General features: G+C 72.9%; 20 protein-coding genes. 2 read left to right on the top strand and 18 right to left on the bottom strand.

All coding sequences use genetic code 11. From position 1 onward, the window contains the following. Positions 1-41: 41 nt before the first annotated feature. The 4 genes from ACZ52J_RS06165 to tsaB are packed head-to-tail and all read right to left on the bottom strand — an operon-like array spanning position 42 to position 2,590. Positions 42-302, bottom strand: coding sequence for a hypothetical protein (locus ACZ52J_RS06165; RefSeq protein ID WP_465616203.1), 261 nt, complete (start codon positions 300-302; stop codon positions 42-44). Next, complete coding sequence (gene tsaD, locus ACZ52J_RS06160) at positions 302-1,405, bottom strand: tRNA (adenosine(37)-N6)-threonylcarbamoyltransferase complex transferase subunit TsaD (protein WP_465616201.1); 1,104 nt, start codon at positions 1,403-1,405, stop codon at positions 302-304. The genes ACZ52J_RS06165 and tsaD overlap by 1 nt, the downstream gene beginning before the upstream one ends. Continuing rightward, positions 1,398-1,904, bottom strand: a complete 507-nt coding sequence (gene rimI, locus ACZ52J_RS06155; RefSeq protein ID WP_465616371.1) for a ribosomal protein S18-alanine N-acetyltransferase — start codon at positions 1,902-1,904, stop codon at positions 1,398-1,400. The genes tsaD and rimI overlap by 8 nt, the downstream gene beginning before the upstream one ends. Positions 1,905-1,927: 23 nt before the next feature. After that, entirely contained in the window at positions 1,928-2,590 is a 663-nt protein-coding gene (gene tsaB / locus ACZ52J_RS06150) for a tRNA (adenosine(37)-N6)-threonylcarbamoyltransferase complex dimerization subunit type 1 TsaB (protein ID WP_465616199.1), read from the bottom strand. A 153-nt stretch (positions 2,591-2,743) separates the two neighbouring features. Here tsaB and ACZ52J_RS06145 point away from each other — a divergent pair, with 153 nt between their 5' ends. Next, complete coding sequence (locus ACZ52J_RS06145) at positions 2,744-3,313, top strand: hypothetical protein (protein ID WP_360495408.1); 570 nt, start codon at positions 2,744-2,746, stop codon at positions 3,311-3,313. A gap of 41 nt (positions 3,314-3,354) precedes the next feature. Here ACZ52J_RS06145 and ACZ52J_RS06140 read toward each other — a convergent pair whose 3' ends face one another. From ACZ52J_RS06140 to glmS, 6 genes are all read right to left on the bottom strand, one after another. Further along, positions 3,355-3,549, bottom strand: a complete 195-nt coding sequence (locus tag ACZ52J_RS06140; protein WP_465616197.1) for a hypothetical protein — start codon at positions 3,547-3,549, stop codon at positions 3,355-3,357. A gap of 128 nt (positions 3,550-3,677) precedes the next feature. After that, positions 3,678-4,184 (bottom strand): tRNA (adenosine(37)-N6)-threonylcarbamoyltransferase complex ATPase subunit type 1 TsaE, encoded by a 507-nt coding sequence (tsaE, locus tag ACZ52J_RS06135; RefSeq protein ID WP_465616195.1) that lies wholly within the window; start codon positions 4,182-4,184, stop codon positions 3,678-3,680. Between the two features lie 109 nt (positions 4,185-4,293). Further along, positions 4,294-5,577 (bottom strand): alpha/beta fold hydrolase, encoded by a 1,284-nt coding sequence (locus ACZ52J_RS06130; RefSeq protein WP_465616193.1) that lies wholly within the window; start codon positions 5,575-5,577, stop codon positions 4,294-4,296. After that, positions 5,574-6,773 carry an alanine racemase gene (gene alr, locus ACZ52J_RS06125; protein ID WP_465616191.1) on the bottom strand — a complete coding sequence of 400 codons (1,200 nt, stop codon included), beginning with the start codon at positions 6,771-6,773 and terminating at the stop codon, positions 5,574-5,576. Before alr ends, ACZ52J_RS06130 begins: the two co-directional genes overlap by 4 nt. A 182-nt stretch (positions 6,774-6,955) precedes the next feature. Beyond that, complete coding sequence (locus ACZ52J_RS06120; protein ID WP_465616189.1) at positions 6,956-8,431, bottom strand: NAD(P)H-hydrate dehydratase; 1,476 nt, start codon at positions 8,429-8,431, stop codon at positions 6,956-6,958. A gap of 114 nt (positions 8,432-8,545) precedes the next feature. Continuing rightward, positions 8,546-10,402: a glutamine--fructose-6-phosphate transaminase (isomerizing) gene (gene glmS / locus ACZ52J_RS06115; RefSeq protein ID WP_360495056.1), complete on the bottom strand. Its 1,857-nt coding sequence runs from the start codon at positions 10,400-10,402 to the stop codon at positions 8,546-8,548. 99 nt (positions 10,403-10,501) lie between these two features. Here glmS and coaA point away from each other — a divergent pair, with 99 nt between their 5' ends. Continuing rightward, positions 10,502-11,497, top strand: coding sequence for a type I pantothenate kinase (gene coaA, locus ACZ52J_RS06110; RefSeq protein ID WP_360495053.1), 996 nt, complete (start codon positions 10,502-10,504; stop codon positions 11,495-11,497). A gap of 65 nt (positions 11,498-11,562) precedes the next feature. On the opposite strand, the gene glmM is transcribed toward coaA, so the two are convergent. From glmM to rpsK, 8 genes are all read right to left on the bottom strand, one after another. Next, complete coding sequence (gene glmM / locus ACZ52J_RS06105; protein ID WP_465616187.1) at positions 11,563-12,927, bottom strand: phosphoglucosamine mutase; 1,365 nt, start codon at positions 12,925-12,927, stop codon at positions 11,563-11,565. 165 nt (positions 12,928-13,092) lie between these two features. Further along, positions 13,093-13,614 (bottom strand): 30S ribosomal protein S9, encoded by a 522-nt coding sequence (rpsI, locus tag ACZ52J_RS06100; RefSeq protein ID WP_396288796.1) that lies wholly within the window; start codon positions 13,612-13,614, stop codon positions 13,093-13,095. Between the two features lie 33 nt (positions 13,615-13,647). Further along, positions 13,648-14,091, bottom strand: coding sequence for a 50S ribosomal protein L13 (gene rplM / locus ACZ52J_RS06095; RefSeq protein ID WP_465616185.1), 444 nt, complete (start codon positions 14,089-14,091; stop codon positions 13,648-13,650). Positions 14,092-14,323: 232 nt separating this feature from the next. After that, entirely contained in the window at positions 14,324-15,982 is a 1,659-nt protein-coding gene (locus ACZ52J_RS06090; RefSeq protein WP_465616183.1) for an ABC-F family ATP-binding cassette domain-containing protein, read from the bottom strand. 41 nt (positions 15,983-16,023) lie between these two features. After that, entirely contained in the window at positions 16,024-16,932 is a 909-nt protein-coding gene (gene truA, locus ACZ52J_RS06085) for a tRNA pseudouridine(38-40) synthase TruA (protein WP_465616181.1), read from the bottom strand. A gap of 75 nt (positions 16,933-17,007) precedes the next feature. Further along, the gene (gene rplQ, locus ACZ52J_RS06080; RefSeq protein ID WP_360495038.1) at positions 17,008-17,487 is read right to left on the bottom strand and encodes a 50S ribosomal protein L17; all 480 of its coding nucleotides are present in this window, start codon (positions 17,485-17,487) and stop codon (positions 17,008-17,010) included. A 127-nt stretch (positions 17,488-17,614) separates the two neighbouring features. Further along, positions 17,615-18,637: a DNA-directed RNA polymerase subunit alpha gene (locus tag ACZ52J_RS06075; RefSeq protein ID WP_030055844.1), complete on the bottom strand. Its 1,023-nt coding sequence runs from the start codon at positions 18,635-18,637 to the stop codon at positions 17,615-17,617. 145 nt (positions 18,638-18,782) lie between these two features. Then, complete coding sequence (gene rpsK / locus ACZ52J_RS06070) at positions 18,783-19,190, bottom strand: 30S ribosomal protein S11 (protein ID WP_030232513.1); 408 nt, start codon at positions 19,188-19,190, stop codon at positions 18,783-18,785. Between the last annotated feature and the right edge of the window lie 68 nt (positions 19,191-19,258).

The raw sequence follows: 19,258 nt of genomic DNA, 5'->3' as shown, positions 1-19,258 counted from the left end.
CTATGCACGGTAGCGGCGGGCCCGTGGTTCCCCGCACAGGACTATTCGACGTGCTCGCTGGTGAAGGACCAGCGGTGCACCGGGCGGCCGAGCAGCACGGCCGGCGGGTCGGCGACCGGCGCCGGCTCGCCGCTCCACCAGGTGATCAGCAGCACCCTCTCGCCCGGGGCGGAGAACAGTTCGAGGCGCTCCAGACCGGCCGTACCGCGCAGCGCGGGCAGCGCCGATTCCCGTACCCAGGCGGCGAGTTCGGCCGCGCGGCCGTCGGCCGCCCGGGCCTCCCACATCGCGGCGACGGTCATCAGGCGCCGCCGCCGAGGGCGTCGTAGGCCCGGCCGTGGACGTCCTCGTGCCCGAGGCCGGCAGCCGGGACGTGGACCTCGGTCACCGGCAGCGAGGAGTCGGCCGACAGGTCGAAGGCGGACGGCGCGCGGTCACGCCACACCATCTCGGCGCCGAGCGCCGCGACCATCGCGCCGTTGTCGGTGCACAGGCCCGGCCGGGGCACCCGCAGCCGGATGCCGGCCCGGTCGCAGCGCTGCTGGGCCATCTCGCGCAGCCGCGAGTTGGCCGCCACACCGCCGCCGATCATCAGGTGGTCGACGCCGTTGTCCTTGCACGCCTTGACGGCCTTGCGGGTGAGCACGTCGGTGACGGCTTCCTGGAAGGACGCCGCCACGTCGGCGATCGGCACCTCCTCGCCGGCCCGGCGCTTGGCCTCCACCCAGCGGGCGACGGCGGTCTTCAGGCCGGAGAAGGAGAAGTCGTACGCGGGGTCGTTCCGGCCGGACAGGCCGCGCGGGAAGGCGATCGCCTTGGGGTCGCCCTCGCGGGCCGTCCGGTCGACCACCGGGCCGCCGGGGAAGCCCAGGCCGAGCACCCGGGCGACCTTGTCGAAGGCCTCGCCGGCCGCGTCGTCGATGGTCGCGCCGAGCGGGCGGACGTCGCTGGTGATGTCCTCGCTGAGCAGCAGCGAGGAGTGCCCGCCGGAGACCAGCAGGGCCATCGTCGGCGAGGGCAGCCGGCCGTGCTCCAGCTGGTCGACGCAGATGTGCGAGGCGAGGTGGTTGACCCCGTACAGCGGCTTGTCCAGCGCCCAGGCGTACGCCTTCGCGGCGCTGACGCCGACCAGCAGCGCGCCGGCCAGGCCGGGGCCGGCGGTGACCGCGATGCCGTCCAGGTCGCTCGCCTTGACCCCGGCGGTGTCCAGGGCGCGCTGGATGGTCGGGACCATCGCCTCCAGGTGGGCGCGGCTGGCGATCTCCGGGACGACGCCGCCGAAGCGGGCGTGGTCGTTGACGCTGGAGGCGACCGCGTCGGCCAGCAGCGTGGTGCCGCGCACGATGCCGACGCCGGTCTCGTCGCAGGAGGTCTCGATGCCGAGGACGAGCGGTTCGTCAGCCATGGGGGGTGTCCTCAATGTCCTTCGGGTCGGTGCTGTCGGTGCGGTCAGTGCGGTCAGGGCTCGGGTGGTCGAGGCGCATCACCAGCGCGTCGACGTTGGCGGGCTGGTAGTAGCCGCGCCGGATGCCCACCGGTTCGAAGCCGTGGCGCTCGTACAGCCGCTGGGCGCGCGGGTTGTCCACCCGCACCTCCAGCAGCAGCTCGGCGCAGCCGCGCCGGGCGGACTCCCGGATCAGGTCGGTGAGCAGCGCCGTGCCGAGGCCGCCGCCCTGGTGGCGGTCGTCGACGGCGATGGTCTGGACGTCTCCCTCGCCGGCGATCGCCATCAGCCCGGCGTAGCCGACGATCGCGCCGTCGGCGGCGGTGGCGACGGTGTAGTGGCGGGTGCCGCCGGCGTGGGCCTCGGCCAGCTCGGACCAGAACATCCCGGTGGACCAGGCGTCCTCGGGGAAGAGCCGCAGCTCCAGTTCCATCACCGGCGCGATGTCCCACCAGCGCATCGGGCGCAGGGTGGTGCCGTGGTTCACGCCGGGAGCACCGCCTTGTAGCCCGCCGGCACCTGGGCGTCCGGACGGCGCAGGTACAGCGGGACGTTCGGCAGCAGCTCGCGCCCGGCGGCCAGCTCGGCGGCGGCGAAGCCGGCCAGGGCTCCGGCCGACACGTGCTCGGGGCCGTGCGCGCCCGGGAAGGCGTCGGGGTACAGCAGCGCGCCGGCGCCGACGGAGCGGTGCTGCGGGGGCAGCTCGGCCGGGCGGTCCACGCCGGGGCCCTCGGTGCGGCGGCCCTCGGCGTCGTACGAGGCCCAGTAGACCTCCTTGCGGCGCGCGTCAGTGGCCACCGTGAACGGCTCCCCGCTCAGGCCCTCGACCTCGGTCCGGGCCTGGAAGGCGATCGCGTCCAGGGTGCAGACGCCGTGCACCGGCAGCCCGAGGGCGTGGCCGAGCGCGGCGGCGGTCACCAGGCCGACCCGCAGGCCGGTGTACGGGCCCGGGCCGACGCCGACCGCGATGCCGGTCAGCCGGTGCTTGTCCACCCCGGCCGACCTCAACACCCGGTCGATCGCGGGCAGCAGCAGTTCGCCGTGGCGTCGGGCGTCGACCTGGTGGGCCTCGGCCAGGACGGCGGTGCCGTCGTGGACGGCGGCGGTGACGGCGGGGGTAGCGGTGTCGAACGCGAGCAGCAGCACGGGTCAAGGTTAGACCGACGTTGGGCCGACCGGCCGATCGGCAAGGTGTACCGACCGGGAACACACATCCGAGGCGCTGCGACCCCGACGGACGGACCTGGCACGATAAGGCGGTACGTAAAAAGACGGCAGCGGGAGCGGCACGTGGCGAAGATGGGTCCTGGAGTGGTGGTCACGGGGCTGACCCTGGGGGCCCTGGCGGTGGTGAGCCTGCTGGCCTTCCAGGCCAACGGCGCCCAGGACCGGGCGGGCGCTCCCAAGCCCTCGGCCGCCACCACCACGGCGGCCGGCACGGCCACCGCCGCGGCGCCGAGCGCCTCGGCCACCCCGACCGTCCCGCCGCTGCCGGCCACCTCGGGCACCGGCACGCGGGTGGTCTACTCAGTGAGCAGCCACTACGTCTGGCTGGTCGACCCGAAGAAGATCCCGCAGGTCGCGGCCGCCTTCCAGGTCGTTCCGGGCACGGTCGAGCCGGCTCCTGGCAGCTACGCGGTGTACAGCCGCACGGCGACGACCACCGGGACGGACGGCCGGCAGATCGAGCACGTGGTGCGCTTCGCGCAGCAGGCCGGCGTGGTGTTCGGCTTCAGCGCGGCGGTGGACGGCGCGACCCCGACCGCCGACCCGAAGGCCAAGACCGGCGGTATCCGCAGCGGCCGCGCCGAGGGGCAGCTGCTCTGGGACTTCGCGCCGAAGGACACCAAGGTGGTCGTGGTCGCCTGAGGGCGCCGCACGCGCAGGCCGACCTCACGCGCAGGCGGATCTCACGCGGCCCGGGGCGTCTTCGCCTCGGGCTCCTCGGCCTGTCTCGGCTCCGGCTCGGGCGGGGTGGACACCGCCTCGGCGGCCGCGCAGGCGGCCAGCAGTGCCCGCATCGGCTCCCCCGGAGCGCAGCGGGCGGACTCTCCGGCCCCGGCGGCGCGGACGGCGCGTTCCGGGGCGGGGGTGGTGCTCGACATGGCGCCTCCCTAGTTAGGCAGACCTAACCGCAGCACCCATCCCACCACGCGCGGTACTCCGCCCGCAACATCTTGCCGACAGCCTGTCGGCAAGATGTCGCGACCCGCCGCCGCTCCGGTCCGGCGGGCTACTCCTGTCCGGCCAGCTTCGCGAGCTCCACGTCCGCCCAGCGCGGGCCGATGCCGGTCAGCAGGACCCGGCGCGGGTCCTGGTCGTCCCCGTCGGCGGTGTCGCCCAGGGCGCGTTCGATCCGGACCTCCAGCCGGTCCTCGGACAGTCGCTCGACCTTGCCCTCGCCCCACTCGACCACGACCACCGACTCCGGCAGCGAGACGTCCAGGTCGAGGTCCTCCATCTCGTCCAGGTCCCCGCCCAGCCGGTACGCGTCCACGTGCACCAGGGCCGGGCCGCCCACCAGCGAGGGGTGCACCCGGGCGATCACGAAGGTCGGCGAGGTCACCGCCCCGCGGACCTGCAGCCCCTCCCCCAGGCCCCGGGTCAGCGTGGTCTTCCCCGCTCCCAGCTCGCCGGAGAGCAGCACCAGGTCCCCCGGCCGCAGCAGCGCGGCCAGCTCCCGGCCGAGCCGGCCCATCCGCTCCGGGGTGGGGACGGTGAGAGTGGCGTGCGAGCCCATGCGCGTGTCTTGCCCTTCGGTCCGTACCGGCGCACCGACCACCGGCCGCCACCGCTACCGTGCCACATCGCCGCCCCCGGGTGCGGCGGGCGGGTGCCGGGACGGGGCGTCAGGCGGGGTCGACGGCCGGTTCGGTGGCCGTCCCGGCAGCGGTCCCGGCAGCGGGCTCGGCAGCGCTCTCGGCGGCCGGTCCGCGGGCCAGGTCGAGGACGGCCCCGGGCAGCGGCGCGGCCCCGGCGAAGTCGGTGGCCCGGCGCAGCAGCAGTGCCAGCTCGCGGTCGACCAGCTCCGGGCGCTCCAGCATCACCAGGTGCCCTGCACCGTCGGCCAGGACCAGTTCGGCGCCCGGCAGCCGCTCGGCCATCGCCTCGCTGTGCGCCGAGGGCGTCAGCAGGTCCTTCGTCCCGGCCAGCACCAGGGCCGGCAGGCCGCGCAGGGCGGCCAGCGCCTCGTACTTCTCGTGCGCGCCGAACACCGGGTAGAACTCGGCGACCACGTCGATCGCGGTGGCGTCCAGCAGCTGCTCGGCGAAGCGCACCACGCCGGGGTCGACGTCCCGGCTCCCGAAGGAGAACCTCCTGTAGAAGACGGCGGTCACCTCCGAGCCCAGCCGCCTGGTGGCCTCCACCAGGTCGACCTGGCGGCCCAGCAGCTTCACCATCCCGGGCGCGACCTTCTTGAACAGCTTCGCGCCGGCCTTGGGCAGGCCGAGGTTCACCTGGTTCCAGTCGCCCGCGAGCGTGCCGATCAGGGCGACCCCGGCGACCCGCTCCCGGAACAGCTCGGGGTGCTGGTCGGCCAGCGCCATCACGGTCATGCCGCCCATCGAGTGGCCCACCAGCACCAGCGGCCCGGTCGGCGCGACGGCGTCGATCACCGCCTTGAGGTCGCCGCCCAGCTGGTCGATGCCGGCCGGCTCGCCCGCCAGGTACGAGCGGGAGCGCTCGGAGCGGCCGTGGCTGCGCTGGTCCCAGAAGACCAGCCGCATGCCCTCGCGCAGCGCGGCCCGCTGGAAGTGCCAGCTGTCCTGGTTGAGGCAGTAGCCGTGGCAGAACACCACGGTCAGCGGCTCGGACGAGTGGATGTCACCGTCCGGCAGGTCCCAGCCGGCGCCGTCCAGTTCCACGTACAGCTCGGTGCCGTCCGGCGCGGCCACCGTCCTCGGGCGCCCGCGCAGCGAGCCGTACGGGGCGCTCGCGTCCAGCTCGACCCGGGCCCGACGGCGCATCGCCCGCCCGACGGTCAGCCGCTCGATCGCCACCCCGGCGGCCGCGCCGGCCGCCAGCACGCCGACCGAGATCCCGATCACGCCCGCCCGGCTCACCCCGGAGGCCGCGCCGGCCGCCTTGGCGACCGCCGCGACCGCTCCGTCCCCGGTCGGTGTCTCGGTCATGCCGACGGGTCCTCGGCGTGGCTGCCGCCCAGGTAGCGGCGGGGTACCCGGGCGCCGATCCGGGTGACGATCTCGTACGCGATGGTCCCGCAGGCGCGGGCCCAGTCCTCGGCGGTGGGCTCGCCGCGCTCGCCGTTGCCGAACAGCAGCGCCTCGTCGCCGACCCGGGGGGTGTCCCCGCCCAGGTCCACGACGAACTGGTCCATCGCCACCCGGCCGGCCACCGTGCGCCACTTGCCGCCGATCTGCACCGGGCCGGTGCCGCTGGCGTGCCGGGGGACGCCGTCGCCGTAGCCGAGCGGGACCAGGCCCAGGGTGGTCGGTCCGGGCGTCGTGTAGTGGTGGCCGTAGCTGACCCCGTGCCCGCCGGGGACCTCCTTGACCAGCGCCAGCCGCGCACCCAGCGCCATCACCGGGCGCAGCCCGAAGTCGGCCGGCGAGCCCACCTCGGGCACCGGCGACAGTCCGTACGCGGCCAGGCCGGTGCGGACCAGGTCGAAGTGCGACTCGGGCAGCAGCAGGGTGGCCGGCGAGTTCGCCAGGTGCCGCACCTCGGGGCGCAGCCCGGCCGCCTCGGCCGCGGCCAGGGCGGTGCGGTAGGAGTCCAGCTGGGCCTGGATCGACGGGTGGCCGGGCTCGTCGGCGGCCGCGAAGTGCGACCAGACGCCGACCACGGTCAGCAGCCCCTCGGCCTCGGCGCGCCGGGCGGCGGCCACCAGCCGCGGCCAGTCGTGCGGCTGGCAGCCGTTGCGGCCGAGGCCGGTGTCGGCCTTCAGGTGCACGCGGGCCGGGATGCCGGTCTCGCGGACGGCCGGGAGCAGTTCGTCGAGCGCCCACTGGCCGCTGACCGAGATGTCCAGGTCCGCGCGGAGCGCCTCGCGCCACGGCCCGCCGGGTGTCCACAGCCAGCACAGGATCCGGGCGTCTTGCGGACGGATGCCCGCGGCCCGCAGGGCCAGCGCCTCCTCGGGCGTCGCGCAGCCGAGCCAGCCGACCCCGTTGGCGATCGCTTCGCGGGCGCACTCGACCGCACCGTGGCCATAGGCGTCCGCCTTGACCGCGAGCATCACCGCCGCGCTGCCGACGCGCTCGCGCAGCGCGGCGAGGTTGCCGCGCAGGGCGGCGAGATCGATGGTCGCCTCGGCCCGTACGCCGTCGGTGAGGGTGGCGGTGCCGATCGTGTTCGCAGTTGTCATCAGGGTCAGTCTCCCAGACGTCCCGGAGTCCTCGCCGAACGGCCCATCGGCGCGGCGGCCGACGACCGGGCCTCACCCACCGCACGGACCTGCGGTGAACCGCTCGTCACCGCCTGCTCGGACGCCGGCAGCGGAGCGTTCGGTTCCGCTCCGCCGACTCGCCCAGGCGATCCGCCGCACCGCTAGCGTTCCCGGACCGCCCGCCAGACCGCGGGCAGTGCCTCGGCCACCGCCAGGGCCGTCACGGGCGCGCCCGGCGCCCCCGCCGCCTCGCGGCCCGCCAGGCCGTGCAGGTAGGCGGCCACCGAGGCGGCGTCCAGCGGCGACAGGCCCGCCGCGAGGAGCGAGCCCGCCAGCCCGGCCAGCACGTCGCCGCTGCCCGCGGTGGCCAGCCAGGAGGTGCCGGTGGGGTTCACCCGGACGGCGCCGCCCGGGTCGGCGACCACCGTGGTGGAGCCCTTCAGCAGGACGGTCGCGCGGTAGACGGCCGCCAGCCGGCGGGCGGTGGCCAGCCGGGCGGCGGCCAGGTCGTCGGCGGCCGGCGGCGGGGTGCCGTCGGCGCCCGCGAGCAGCCGGGCGGCCTCGCCGGTGTGCGGGGTGAGCAGGGTGGGCGCGGTGCGGCCGGCCAGCGCGGCCGGGCCGAGCCGGCCCAGCTCGGTCAGCCCGTCCGCGTCCACCAACACCGGGACGTCGCTCGCCAGTGCCTCGGTCAGCGCCTGCCGCGCCCCCTCGCCGCCGCCCGGCCCGACCACCCAGGCCTGCACCCGCCCGGCCCCTGCCGGTCCGCCCTCGGTGACCAGCGTCTCCGGGAAGCGCCGCACCACCTCCTCGGCCGCCGCGCCCACGTACCGGACGGCGCCCGCGCCGCCCCGCAGCGCCCCGGCGACGGCCAGCAGCGCCGCCCCCGGGTAGGTCGCCGAGCCGGCCGCCACCCCGACCACCCCGCGCCGGTACTTGTCGCTCTCCGCGCCCGGCAGCGGCAGCAGCGCCGCCACGTCCGCGTGCTGCAGGGCCGTCACGTCCGGTTCCGGCGGCTCCAGCCCGATGCCGACCAGCTGCACGGCGCCCGCGTACGAGGCACCCGGGTCGACCAGCAGCCCGGGCTTGTACGTGCCGAAGCAGACCGTGACGTCCGCGCGCAGCGCCGCGCCCGGCACCTCACCGGTGTCGGCGTCCACCCCGCTGGGCAGGTCCACCGCGACCACCACCCCGCGCCGCCCGGCCTCCGTGTACGGCCGGGCCTCGGGGCGCAGCCCGCCCCGGCCGCCGATGCCGACGATCCCGTCCAGCACCAGGTCCGCGCGCGAGAAGTCGGCCAGGCCGACGTCCCGCTCCGCCGTCACCCGTCCGCCGGACGCCCGCAGGGCGGCCAGCCCGCCCGGGTGCGCCCGCTCCGGCGCGAGCAGCACCGCCGTCACCCGCGCCCCGCGCCGGGCCAGCGCGGCTCCGGCGTACAGGGCGTCACCCCCGTTGTCCCCGCTGCCCGCCAGCACCACCACCCGGCTGCCGTACACCCGTCCCCGACGCCGCGTCAGCAGCCGCGCGCACGTCGCCGCCAGCCCGACGGCCGCCCGCTGCATCAGCGTGCCCTCCGGCAGCCGCGCCATCAGCACGGCCTCGGCGGCCCGGACGGCTTCCACACGGTGGGCATGACGCATGACGGCGCTCCTCCAGCGGTCGGCTACCGCCGACGCTATCCCGCAGGAAGCACGACGGCGCCCCTGCGGTAGGACACAGCCACCGCAGGGGCGCCGTCACCGGCGGGCACGGACCTACTCGACGGTGACCGACTTCGCCAGGTTGCGCGGCTGGTCGACCTCGTGGCCCTTGGCCGTGGCCAGCTCGCAGGCGAAGACCTGGAGCGGGACGGTGGAGACCAGCGGCTGGAGCAGGGTCGGGGTGACCGGGATGCGGATCAGGTGGTCCGCGTACGGCACGACGGCCTCGTCGCCCTCCTCGGCGATCACGATCGTGCGGGCGCCACGGGCCCGGATCTCCTGGATGTTGGAGACGATCTTGTCGTGGAGGATCGACCGCCCGCGCGGCGAGGGCACGACCACCACGACCGGCAGCCCCTCCTCGATCAGCGCGATCGGGCCGTGCTTGAGCTCGCCCGCCGCGAAGCCCTCGGCGTGCATGTACGCCAGCTCCTTGAGCTTGAGCGCGCCCTCCAGGGCCACCGGGAAGCCGACGTGGCGGCCGAGGAACAGCACCGAGCGGGCGTCGGCCAGGGAGCGGGCCAGCTCGCGCACCGGCTCCATGGTCTCCAGCACCTGCTCGAGCTGCTTCGGCGCGTCGCCGAGCTCCTTGATGACGGCGAAGATCTCGTCGCCCCACTTGGTGCCGCGCACCTGGCCCAGGTAGAGGGCGACCAGGTAGCAGGCGACCAGCTGGGTCAGGAACGCCTTGGTGGAGGCGACCGCGACCTCCGGACCGGCGTGCGTGTACAGCACGGCGTCCGACTCGCGCGGGATGGTGGAGCCGTTGGTGTTGCAGATCGCCAGCACCTTGGCGCCCTGCTCACGGGCGTGCCGCAGGGCCATCAGGGTGTCCATGGTCTCGCCGGACTGCGAGATGGCGATGACCAGCGTGCCCGGGCCCATGATCGGGTCGCGGTAGCGGAACTCGGAGGCGACCTCGACCTCGCAGGGGATGCGGGTCCAGTGCTCGATCGCGTACTTGGCGATCATGCCGGCGTGGAAGGCGGTGCCGCAGGCAACGATGACGACCTTGTCGACCGACCGCAGGTCGGCGTCGGAGATCCGCAGCTCGTCGAGGGTGAGCCGGCCGTCGGTGCCGATCCGGCCGAGCAGGGTGTCGGCGACGGCCTTCGGCTGCTCGGCGATCTCCTTGAGCATGAAGTAGTCGTAGCCGCCCTTCTCGGCGGCGGAGGCGTCCCAGTCGACGTGGTACTCACGCACGTCGGCGGGGGTGCCGTCGAAGTTGGTGACGGTCACGCCGCTGCGGCGCAGCTCGACGACCTGGTCCTGGCCCAGCTCGATCGCCTCGCGGGTGTGCGCGATGAAGGCGGCGACGTCCGAGGCGAGGAAGTTCTCGCCCTCGCCGCGGCCGACGACCAGCGGCGAGTTGCGGCGGGCACCCACGACGACGTCCGGCGCGTCGGCGTGCACGGCGACCAGGGTGAAGGCGCCCTCCAGCCGGCGGCAGACCACCCGCATGGCCTCGGCGAGGTCGCCCTGGTACGACTCGCCCAGCAGGTGGGCGACGACCTCGGTGTCGGTCTCGGACCGGAGGGTGTGGCCGCGCTCGGCGATCTCGGCCCGCAGCTGGGCGAAGTTCTCGATGATGCCGTTGTGCACCACGGCGACCCGCAGGTCGTCGTCCAGGTGCGGGTGGGCGTTGGCGTCCGTCGGGCCGCCGTGGGTGGCCCAGCGGGTGTGGCCGATGCCGGTGGTGCTGCCGGGCAGAGGGGCCTCGGCGAGCGACTTCTCGAGGTTGGCGAGCTTTCCGGCCCGCTTGTCGGTGGACAGGCTCCACTGCCCGTCGGAGTCCTGTACCTGCACCGCGACACCGGCCGAGTCGTAACCCCGGTACTCCAGGCGCTGCAGGCCTGCGATTACTACGTCGAGGGCGGACTGCGCGCCCACGTATCCAACAATTCCGCACATGCGTGCCAGCATAAGGGCGGTTCTGTGGCCGTATTCCCGCCTTGCGAGAACGCTGCGTGACCGACACCACAACCACCGTGAACGCCGCTACGGCTCACAATGGAGCATGTGCTGACCGAACTCTGTACGCGGGGCGACACCACGCCCGGCCCGTCGCCGTCCCCCTACGTCGACCTCAGCAGGGCCGAGTGGAGCGCGCTGCGCGAGCGAACGCCGCTGCCTCTGACCGCCGAGGAGGTGGAACGGCTGCGCGGTCTGGGCACCGCTCTCGACCTCGACGAGGTGCGCGACATCTACCTGCCGCTGTCACGGCTGCTGAACCTGTACATCCATGCCACGCACGAACTGCGCGGCACCCTGGGCACCTTCCTGGACACCCCGGACACCGAACGCACCCGGACCCCGTTCATCATCGGCGTGGCCGGCTCCGTCGCCGTCGGCAAGTCGACCACCGCGCGCCTCCTCCAGGCGCTGCTGGCCCGCTGGCCCGAGCACCCCCGGGTCGAACTGGTCACCACCGACGGCTTCCTGCTGCCCAACGCCGAGCTGCGCCGCCGCGGCCTGATGGCCCGCAAGGGCTTCCCCGAGTCGTACGACCGCCGGGCGCTGATGCGCTTCGTGGCGGACGTGAAGGCGGGCAAGGAGCGCGTCAGCGCGCCGGTCTACTCGCACCTGGTGTACGACATCGTGCCGGACGAGCGGCTGACCGTGGAGCGCCCGGACATCCTGATCGTCGAGGGCCTGAACGTGCTCCAGCCGGCCCTGCCCGGCAGCGACGGGCGCACCCGCCTCGCGGTGGCCGACTACTTCGACTTCTCGATCTACGTCGACGCCCGGACCGACGACATCGAGCACTGGTACCTGGACCGCTTCCGCAAGCTGCGGCAGACCGCCTTCCAGGACCCGAACTCCTACTTCCTCCGCTTCACCGAGGTGCCGGAGGAGGAGGCGATGGAGTACGGCCGACAGGTCTGGCGCACCATCAACAAGCCCAACCTGCTGGAGAACGTGCTGCCGACCCGCGGCCGGGCCACCCTGATCCTGCAGAAGGGGGCGGACCACAAGGTCCGCCGGGCGCTGCTGCGCAAACTCTGACGACCCGACAGAGGGCCCCCGCCGGAACCAGGCGGGGGCCCTCTGGGCGTTCGGGGTGTACGGGCTCAGCCCAGGTGGGTGCGGACCGCCTCGGCCAGCCGCTGCCCGACCGCCTCGGCCTGCACCGGGTCGGCGGCCTCGACCATCACCCGGACCAGCGGCTCGGTGCCCGACGGGCGCAGCAGCACCCGGCCGGTGGAGCCCAGCTCGGCCTCGGCCGCGGCGACCGCGGCGGCCAGCTCGGTGCTGGTCTTCACCCGGGACTTGTCGACGCCCTTGACGTTGATCAGGACCTGCGGCAGCCGGGTCATCACGGCGGCCAGGTCGGCCAGCGGCTGCTTGGTGGCGGCCAGTCGGGCGCCCAGCATCAGGCCGGTCAGGGTGCCGTCACCGGTGGTGGCGTGGTCCAGCAGGATGACGTGGCCGGACTGCTCGCCGCCCAGCGCGAAGCCGTGCTCCTTCATGGCCTCCAGCACGTAGCGGTCGCCGACGGCGGTCTCCACCAGCTCGATGCCCTCGCGCTCCATTGCCAGCTTGAAGCCGAGGTTGGACATCACGGTGGCCACCGCGGTGTTGCCGCGCAGGGTGCCGGCCTCCTTCATGGCGACCGCGAGGATGGCGATGATCTGGTCGCCGTCCACCTCGTCGCCCTCGGCGTCGGCGGCCAGGCAGCGGTCGGCGTCGCCGTCCAGGGCGATGCCGAAGTCGGCCTTGTGCTCCTTCATCGCGACGCGCAGCCGGTCCAGGTGGGTGGAGCCGACGCCGTCGTTGATGTTGAGGCCGGTGGGCTCGGCCCCCAGGGTGTGGACGACCTCGGCGCCGGCCCGGGCGAAGGCCTCGGGGGCGACGTAGGCGGCCGCGCCGTGGGCGCCGTCGATGACGACCTTGACGCCGTCCAGGCGGTTGGGCAGCACGCCGATCAGGTGGGCGACGTACTTGTCGAAGCCCTCGGTGTACTCGCGGACCCGGCCGACGGCGGCGCCGGTCGGACGGTTCCAGTCCTCCTCGCCGAGCGTGTGCTTGCGGTAGTGGGACTCGATCGCGTCCTCGATGCGGTCGTCCAGCTTGTGGCCGCCGCGGGCGAGGAACTTGATGCCGTTGTCCGGCATGGCGTTGTGACTGGCGGACAGCATCACGCCGAAGTCGGCGCCGAGCGCGCCGGTGAGGTAGGCCACGGCCGGGGTGGGCAGGACGCCGACCCGCAGGACGTCGACTCCGGCACTCGCCAGACCGGCGATGACGGCGGCCTCCAGGAACTCTCCCGAGGCACGCGGGTCACGGCCGACCACCGCGACCGGCCGGTGGCCGTCGAAGGCACCGGCCTCGCCGAGCACGTGCGCCGCCGCGACCGACAGCCCGAGCGCGAGCTCCGCCGTCAGGCCCTGGTTGGCCACCCCGCGTACGCCGTCCGTACCGAAGAGTCGTCCCACTGTCCCGTCCTCCATCACCACTGCTCGGAACCCAACCGATGATCCCGGCCGCCGCACAGTAGCCGGGGAACGCGTCGCCCCGGAGTACACGTGGTACTCCGGGGCGACGGTTGCGCAACACCAGGGGGGCGGCGCCGCCAGGGCGGACGCCCCCCTGGGACGCGATTAGCGCTTGCTGTACTGCGGCGCCTTGCGGGCCTTCTTGAGACCGGCCTTCTTGCGCTCGACGGCGCGGGCGTCACGGGTCAGGAAGCCGGCCTTCTTCAGCGCGCCGCGGTTGTTGTCCACGTCGGCCTCGTTCAGGGCACGGGCCACGCCGAGGCGCAGCGCGTAGGCCTGGCCGGACACGCCGCCGCCGCTGATGCGGGCGACGACGTCGTAACGGCCGTCCAGCTCGAGGAGCTTGAAGGGCTCGTTCACGGTCTGCTGGTGCACCTTGTTGGGGAAGTAGTCCTCAAGGGTGCGACCGTTGATCTTCCACTGGCCGGTGCCGGGGACGATGCGCACGCGGGCGATCGCCTCCTTGCGACGGCCGAGGCCGGCGCCCGGGATGGCCTCGCCGAAGCGGCCGGCCAGGGACTCGGAGGTGTAGCTCTCCTCGGAGGTGTACTCGCCCTCGACGGCCTCGGCGGCCTCGTCGAAGTCGACCTCAAGGGTTTCAGTGGTCTCGGCCACGGTGTTCCTCAGCTCTTTTCAGTGATGGGGGGCTTGGTGGCCGAATTACTGCGAGACCTGGGTGATCTCGAACGGCACCGGCTGCTGGGCAGCGTGGGGGTGCTGGTCGCCCGAGTAGACCTTCAGCTTCGAGAGCATCTGGCGGCCCAGGCTGTTCTTGGGGATCATGCCCTTGATGGCCTTCTCGACGGCCTTCTCCGGGTTGTTCGCCAGCAGGTCGTCGTAGCGCACCGAGCGCAGACCGCCCGGGAAGCCCGAGTGGCGGTAGGCCAGCTTCTGGGTCTTCTTGTTACCGGACAGGTGCACCTTGTCGGCGTTGATGATGATGACGAAGTCACCAGTGTCAACGTGCGGCGCGTAGATCGCCTTGTGCTTGCCCCGGAGGAGGTTGGCGGCCTGGGAAGCCAGGCGGCCGAGCACGACGTCGGTCGCGTCGATGACGTGCCACTGACGCTGGACGTCGCCGGGCTTGGGGCTGTACGTACGCACGGTCGTAGCCTTCGCTTTTCAGTGAGTGAGTCCTGACAGGAGCACCCGGACGGAAGAGCAGCCTGGTCAACCTTGGACGCAATTCAAGGGGGACCGCTGGTCGTCGACCTGATGTCTCCGGCGTACCGACCTCTCACGTGAGATAGAGCGAGCCAATACGCACATCAAGCGTCCAGGTTACCGGCACGACGGGAAGGGGTCAAAAATCGACGTGGACCCCCCTCGCCGTCACTCAGCGTTCGCGCTCCACCCGGGTCACGTCCCAGACCGGTTCCGGCGACTCGTACACCCGGCCGTCGGCCCCGAACACCAGGAAGCGGTCGAAGGTCTTGGCGAACCAGCGGTCGTGGGTGACGCACAGCACGGTGCCGTCGAAGGCCTCCAGCCCGGCCTGCAGCGCCTCGGCGCTCTCCAGGTCCAGGTTGTCGGTCGGCTCGTCGAGCAACAGGGCTGTCACACCGGAGAGTTCGAGCTTGAGGATCATCAGCCGGGCCTGCTGCCCGCCGGACAGCGACTCGAACTTCTGCTCCTCCTGGCGGTCCAGCTCGTACCGCCGCAGCGCGCCCATCGCGGCGCCGCGGCTGAGCGCGTGCTCCTCCTCGACGATGGAGCGGACGGTACGGCCGAACAGCTCCGGGTGGGCGTGGGTCTGCCGGAAGTGGCCGGGCACGACCCGGGCGCCGAGCTTCCAGCCGCCGGTGTGCGCGACCGTCTCGTCGCCGGCCAGCAGCCGCAGGAGGTGCGACTTGCCGGCGCCGTTGGCGCCCAGCACCCCGATCCGCTCGCCGTAGAAGACCTCCAGGTCGAAGGGCTGCATCAGGTCGGTGAGTTCCAACTGCTCCAGGGTGAACGCGCGCACGCCGGTGCGGCCGCCCTTGAGCCGCATGGTGATGCTCTGCTCGCGCGGGGGCTCCTCCGGCCGGCCGGCCTCCTCGAACTTCTTCAGCCGGGTCTGCGCGGCCGCGTAGCGGGTGGCGAGGGCGTGGCTGACCGATGCGGCCTGGCGCAGGGTCACCACCAGCTTCTTGAGCTTGGCGTGCTCCTCGTCCCAGCGCCGCCCCAGCTCCTCGAAGCGCGCGAACCGGTCCTTGCGGGCCTCGTGGAAGGAGTCGAAGCCGCCACCGTGCACCCAGACGCTGCTGCCGGCGGCACCGGACTCCACGCTGATGATCTTCTCGGCGGTGCGGGAGAGCAGCTCGCGGTCGTGTGAGATGTACAACACGGTCTTCGAGGTCGCCTTGATGGCCTCCTCCAGCCAGCGCTTGCCCGGCACGTCCAGGTAGTTGTCCGGCTCGTCCAGCAGCAGCACCTCCTCGGGGCCGCGCAGCAGCGTCTCCAGGACGAGCCGCTTCTGCTCGCCGCCGGAGAGCGTGTTCAGGCCGCGCCACTGGGCCTTGTCGAAGGGCACGCCGAGGGCCGCCATGGTGCAGACGTCCCAGTCGGTCTCGTAGTCGTAGCCGCCGACGTCGGCCCAGTCGGAGAGCGCCTGGGCGTAGGCCATCTGCGTCTTCTCGTCGTCCTGGGCGATCATCGCCAGCTCGGCCGCGTCCACCGCGCGGGCGGCCACCGCGATCCGCTCGGGGGCGACCGACACCAGCAGGTCGCGGACCGAGGCGTCGGCCGGCAGCGCGCCCGGGGTGGACCGCTGGTCCTCGCGGCCGGTGGTGCCGACGAACTGGCGCATCACGCCGAGCCCGCCGCTGATCGTCACCGAGCCGCCGTGCGGCTGGAGGTCCCCCGCGATCATCCGCAGCAGGGTGGTCTTGCCGGCGCCGTTCGCGCCGACCAGGGCGACCGCGGCGCCCTCGCCGACCCGGAAGGACGCGTCGTCGAACAGCACCCGTCCGTCCGGCAGGTAGTACTCAAGGTGCGAAATTTCGACGTGTCCCATGGGAGCGATTGTCCCAAGCGGACGCCCATGGCCAAAACGGATTACCCGACGGGCTGCCCCGGCAGGGTGCGCATCCGCCGGGCCTGGCGATTGCGCTCGGCCAGCTGGTCGTCCGCCGGGTAGCCGACCTCCTCCAGCGTCAGCCCGTACGGCCGGATCACGTTGACCGCGGAGTTGCGCACCCCGCCCGCCAGCACCTCGCCGGGAAACTCCACCGGCCGGTGCCCGTCGCCGACCAGCAGCATCGCGCCGACCAGCGCCCGGACCATGTTGTGGCAGAAGGCGTCGGCCCGGACGGTGGCGACCGCGAGCGAGCCTTCCTGGGCGGCGTAGGCGTCCACCGGGACCCGGTCCCAGTGCAGCTCCAGCAGGGTGCGGATGGTGGTGGCGCCCTCGCGCTTCTTGCAGTACGCGGCGAAGTCGTGCTCGCCGAGCAGCAGCTTCGCCGCGGCGTTCATCCGGTCCACGTCCAGCGGGCGGTCGTGCCAGAGCACGTGGCCGCGCAGCAGCGGGTCCACCCCGCCCGGGTGGTCGGCGACGCGGTACGCGTACCGCCGCCAGATCGCCGAGAAGCGGGCGTCGAACCCGGCCGGCGCCTCGCCGACCCGGTAGATCCGGACGTCCCCGGGGAGCCGGCCGGCCAGCCGGCGCAGCAGCTTGTCCCGGTGCGCCTCCCACAGCTCGGCCGGCAGGTCGACGTGCGCGACCTGGCCGCGGGCGTGCACCCCGGCGTCGGTACGGCCGGCCACGGTCAGCGGGAACAGCTCCGGACTGCGGGTGACGATCTGCAGCGCGCTCTCGATCTCCTCCTGGACCGTCCGCCGGCCGCCCTTCTGCCGGGCCCAGCCGGAGAACTCGGCGCCCTGGTAGGCGAGGTCGAGGCGGACCCGGACGTACCCGTCCGCCGGTCCGTCCTTCACCGGCGGCTGCTCGGCGCAATCGTTGACCACAATCCACTCCAGACAGAAGGAACGGGCCCGCTCCCCCACGAATGGGAGAACGGGCCCGCACTACACCTACAGGTGTCAGGCCTGCTCGGCGGCCTCGGCCTCGGCGGCCTTGGTCTCGACGGCAGCGGCCTCGTCGGCCTCCTTGACGGCGCGCTTGGTGGCGCCCTCGGCCTCGCCGACGGCGGTCTGCGCGACGGTCAGCGCCTCGACCAGCTCGATCACGGCCATCGGGGCGTTGTCGCCACGACGGGGACCGATCTTGGTGATACGGGTGTAACCACCCGGGCGGTTCTCGTAGCGCGGCGCGATCTCGGTGAAGAGGGTGTGCAGCACGGCGATGTCGGTGATCGTCTTACGAACCAGACGACGGTTGTGGATGTCGCCCTTCTTCGCCTTGGTGATCAGCTTCTCCGCCAGCGGGCGCATCCGACGGGCCTTGGCCTCGGTCGTGGTGATGCGGCCGTACTGGAACAGCTCCCGGCACAGACCGGCGAGCAGCAGCGGCTCGTGGTGCGGGCCGCCGCCGAGGCGGGCACCCTTGGTGGGACGCGGCATGGAATTACTCCTCGAATCTCCGACTGCGGCCGTACCAGGTACCGCAGCGGGCGTACGGGCACGGTGCCCGCACGACTTTCACGACAGCGGAGGCGGTTCCGGAGAACCGCCCCCGCGGTCAAGTCTCTCAGTACTGCTCGGTCTCCGCGTAACCCGCGTCGTCCAGGTCGTCGGCGCCGAAGGCGTCGGCGGCGGCGGTCGGGTCGAACCCGGGCGGGCTGTCCTTGAGGGCCAGGCCCATGCCGGCCAGCTTCGCCTTGACCTCGTCGATCGACTTCGCACCGAAGTTGCGGATGTCGAGCAGGTCGGCCTCGGAGCGGGCGACGAGCTCACCCACGGTGTGGATGCCCTCGCGCTTGAGGCAGTTGTACGACCGAACGGTGAGCTCCAGCTCCTCGATCGGCAGCGCCAGGTCGGCGGCCAGGGCGGCGTCCGTCGGGGACGGGCCCATGTCGATGCCCTCGGCGTCGATGTTCAGCTCGCGGGCGAGGCCGAACAGCTCCACCAGGGTCTTGCCGGCCGAGGCCATGGCGTCGCGCGGACGCATGGCGGGCTTGGTCTCGACGTCGACGATCAGCTTGTCGAAGTCGGTCCGCTGCTCGACACGGGTGGCCTCGACCTTGTAGGTGACCTTCAGCACGGGGCTGTAGATCGAGTCGACCGGGATGCGGCCGATCTCCTGGCCGGAGGCCTTGTTCTGGACGGCGGAGACGTAGCCGCGACCGCGCTCGACGGTCAGCTCCATCTCCAGCTTGCCCTTGCCGTTGAGCGTGGCGAGGACCAGCTCGGGGTTGTGCACCTCGACACCCGCCGGCGGGGCGATGTCGGCGGCGGTGACGACACCCGGGCCCTGCTTGCGCAGGTACATCACGACCGGCTCGTCGTGCTCCGAGGAGACGACCAGCTGCTTGATGTTGAGGATGAGGTCGGTCACGTCCTCCTTGACGCCCGGCACGGTGGTGAACTCGTGCAGGACGCCGTCGATGCGGATGCTGGTGACAGCGGCACCCGGGATCGACGACAGGAGCGTGCGGCGCAGGGAGTTGCCGAGGGTGTAGCCGAAGCCCGGCTCCAGCGGCTCGATCACGAACCGCGAGCGGAACTCGTCGACGACCTCTTCGGTCAGCGAGGGGCGCTGAGCGATAAGCATGGGGGCGTTCCTCCAGTTGTCTTCGGCACCCACTATTTGATGCCGACAGGACCAAGCGTACGGGCTCCCGAAAGCAGTGACTATTCACTACGTGGGAGCCCGTACGAGGTTTAAAACAGAACCCAGCGTGCCCGAAGGCGCTGCGTCAGACGCGGCGGCGCTTCGGCGGACGGCAGCCGTTGTGCGGGGTGGGGGTGACGTCCTGGATCGAGCCGACCTCCAGGCCGGTGGCCTGGAGCGAACGGATCGCGGTCTCGCGGCCGGAGCCCGGACCCTTCACGAAGACGTCAACCTTGCGCATGCCGTGCTCCTGCGCGCGACGGGCAGCGGCCTCGGCGGCCATCTGCGCGGCGAACGGGGTGGACTTGCGCGAGCCCTTGAAGCCGACGTGGCCGGCGGAGGCCCAGGAGATCACGTTGCCCGCGGGGTCGGTGATCGAAACGATGGTGTTGTTGAACGTGCTCTTGATGTGCGCGTGGCCGTGAGCGACGTTCTTCTTTTCCTTGCGGCGGATCTTCTTCGCGCCGGCAGCCTGACGACCCTTGGGGGGCATAAGTCTGTTCTCCTACTGAGGTGGTCGGTCCGCTGACCCGCGGGCCGGAGGGATGTCCGGTGACGGGA

The sequence above is a fragment of the Kitasatospora sp. NPDC034035 genome (genome assembly GCF_055575755.1).
This window is presented reverse-complemented; position numbering and strand designations above follow the sequence as displayed.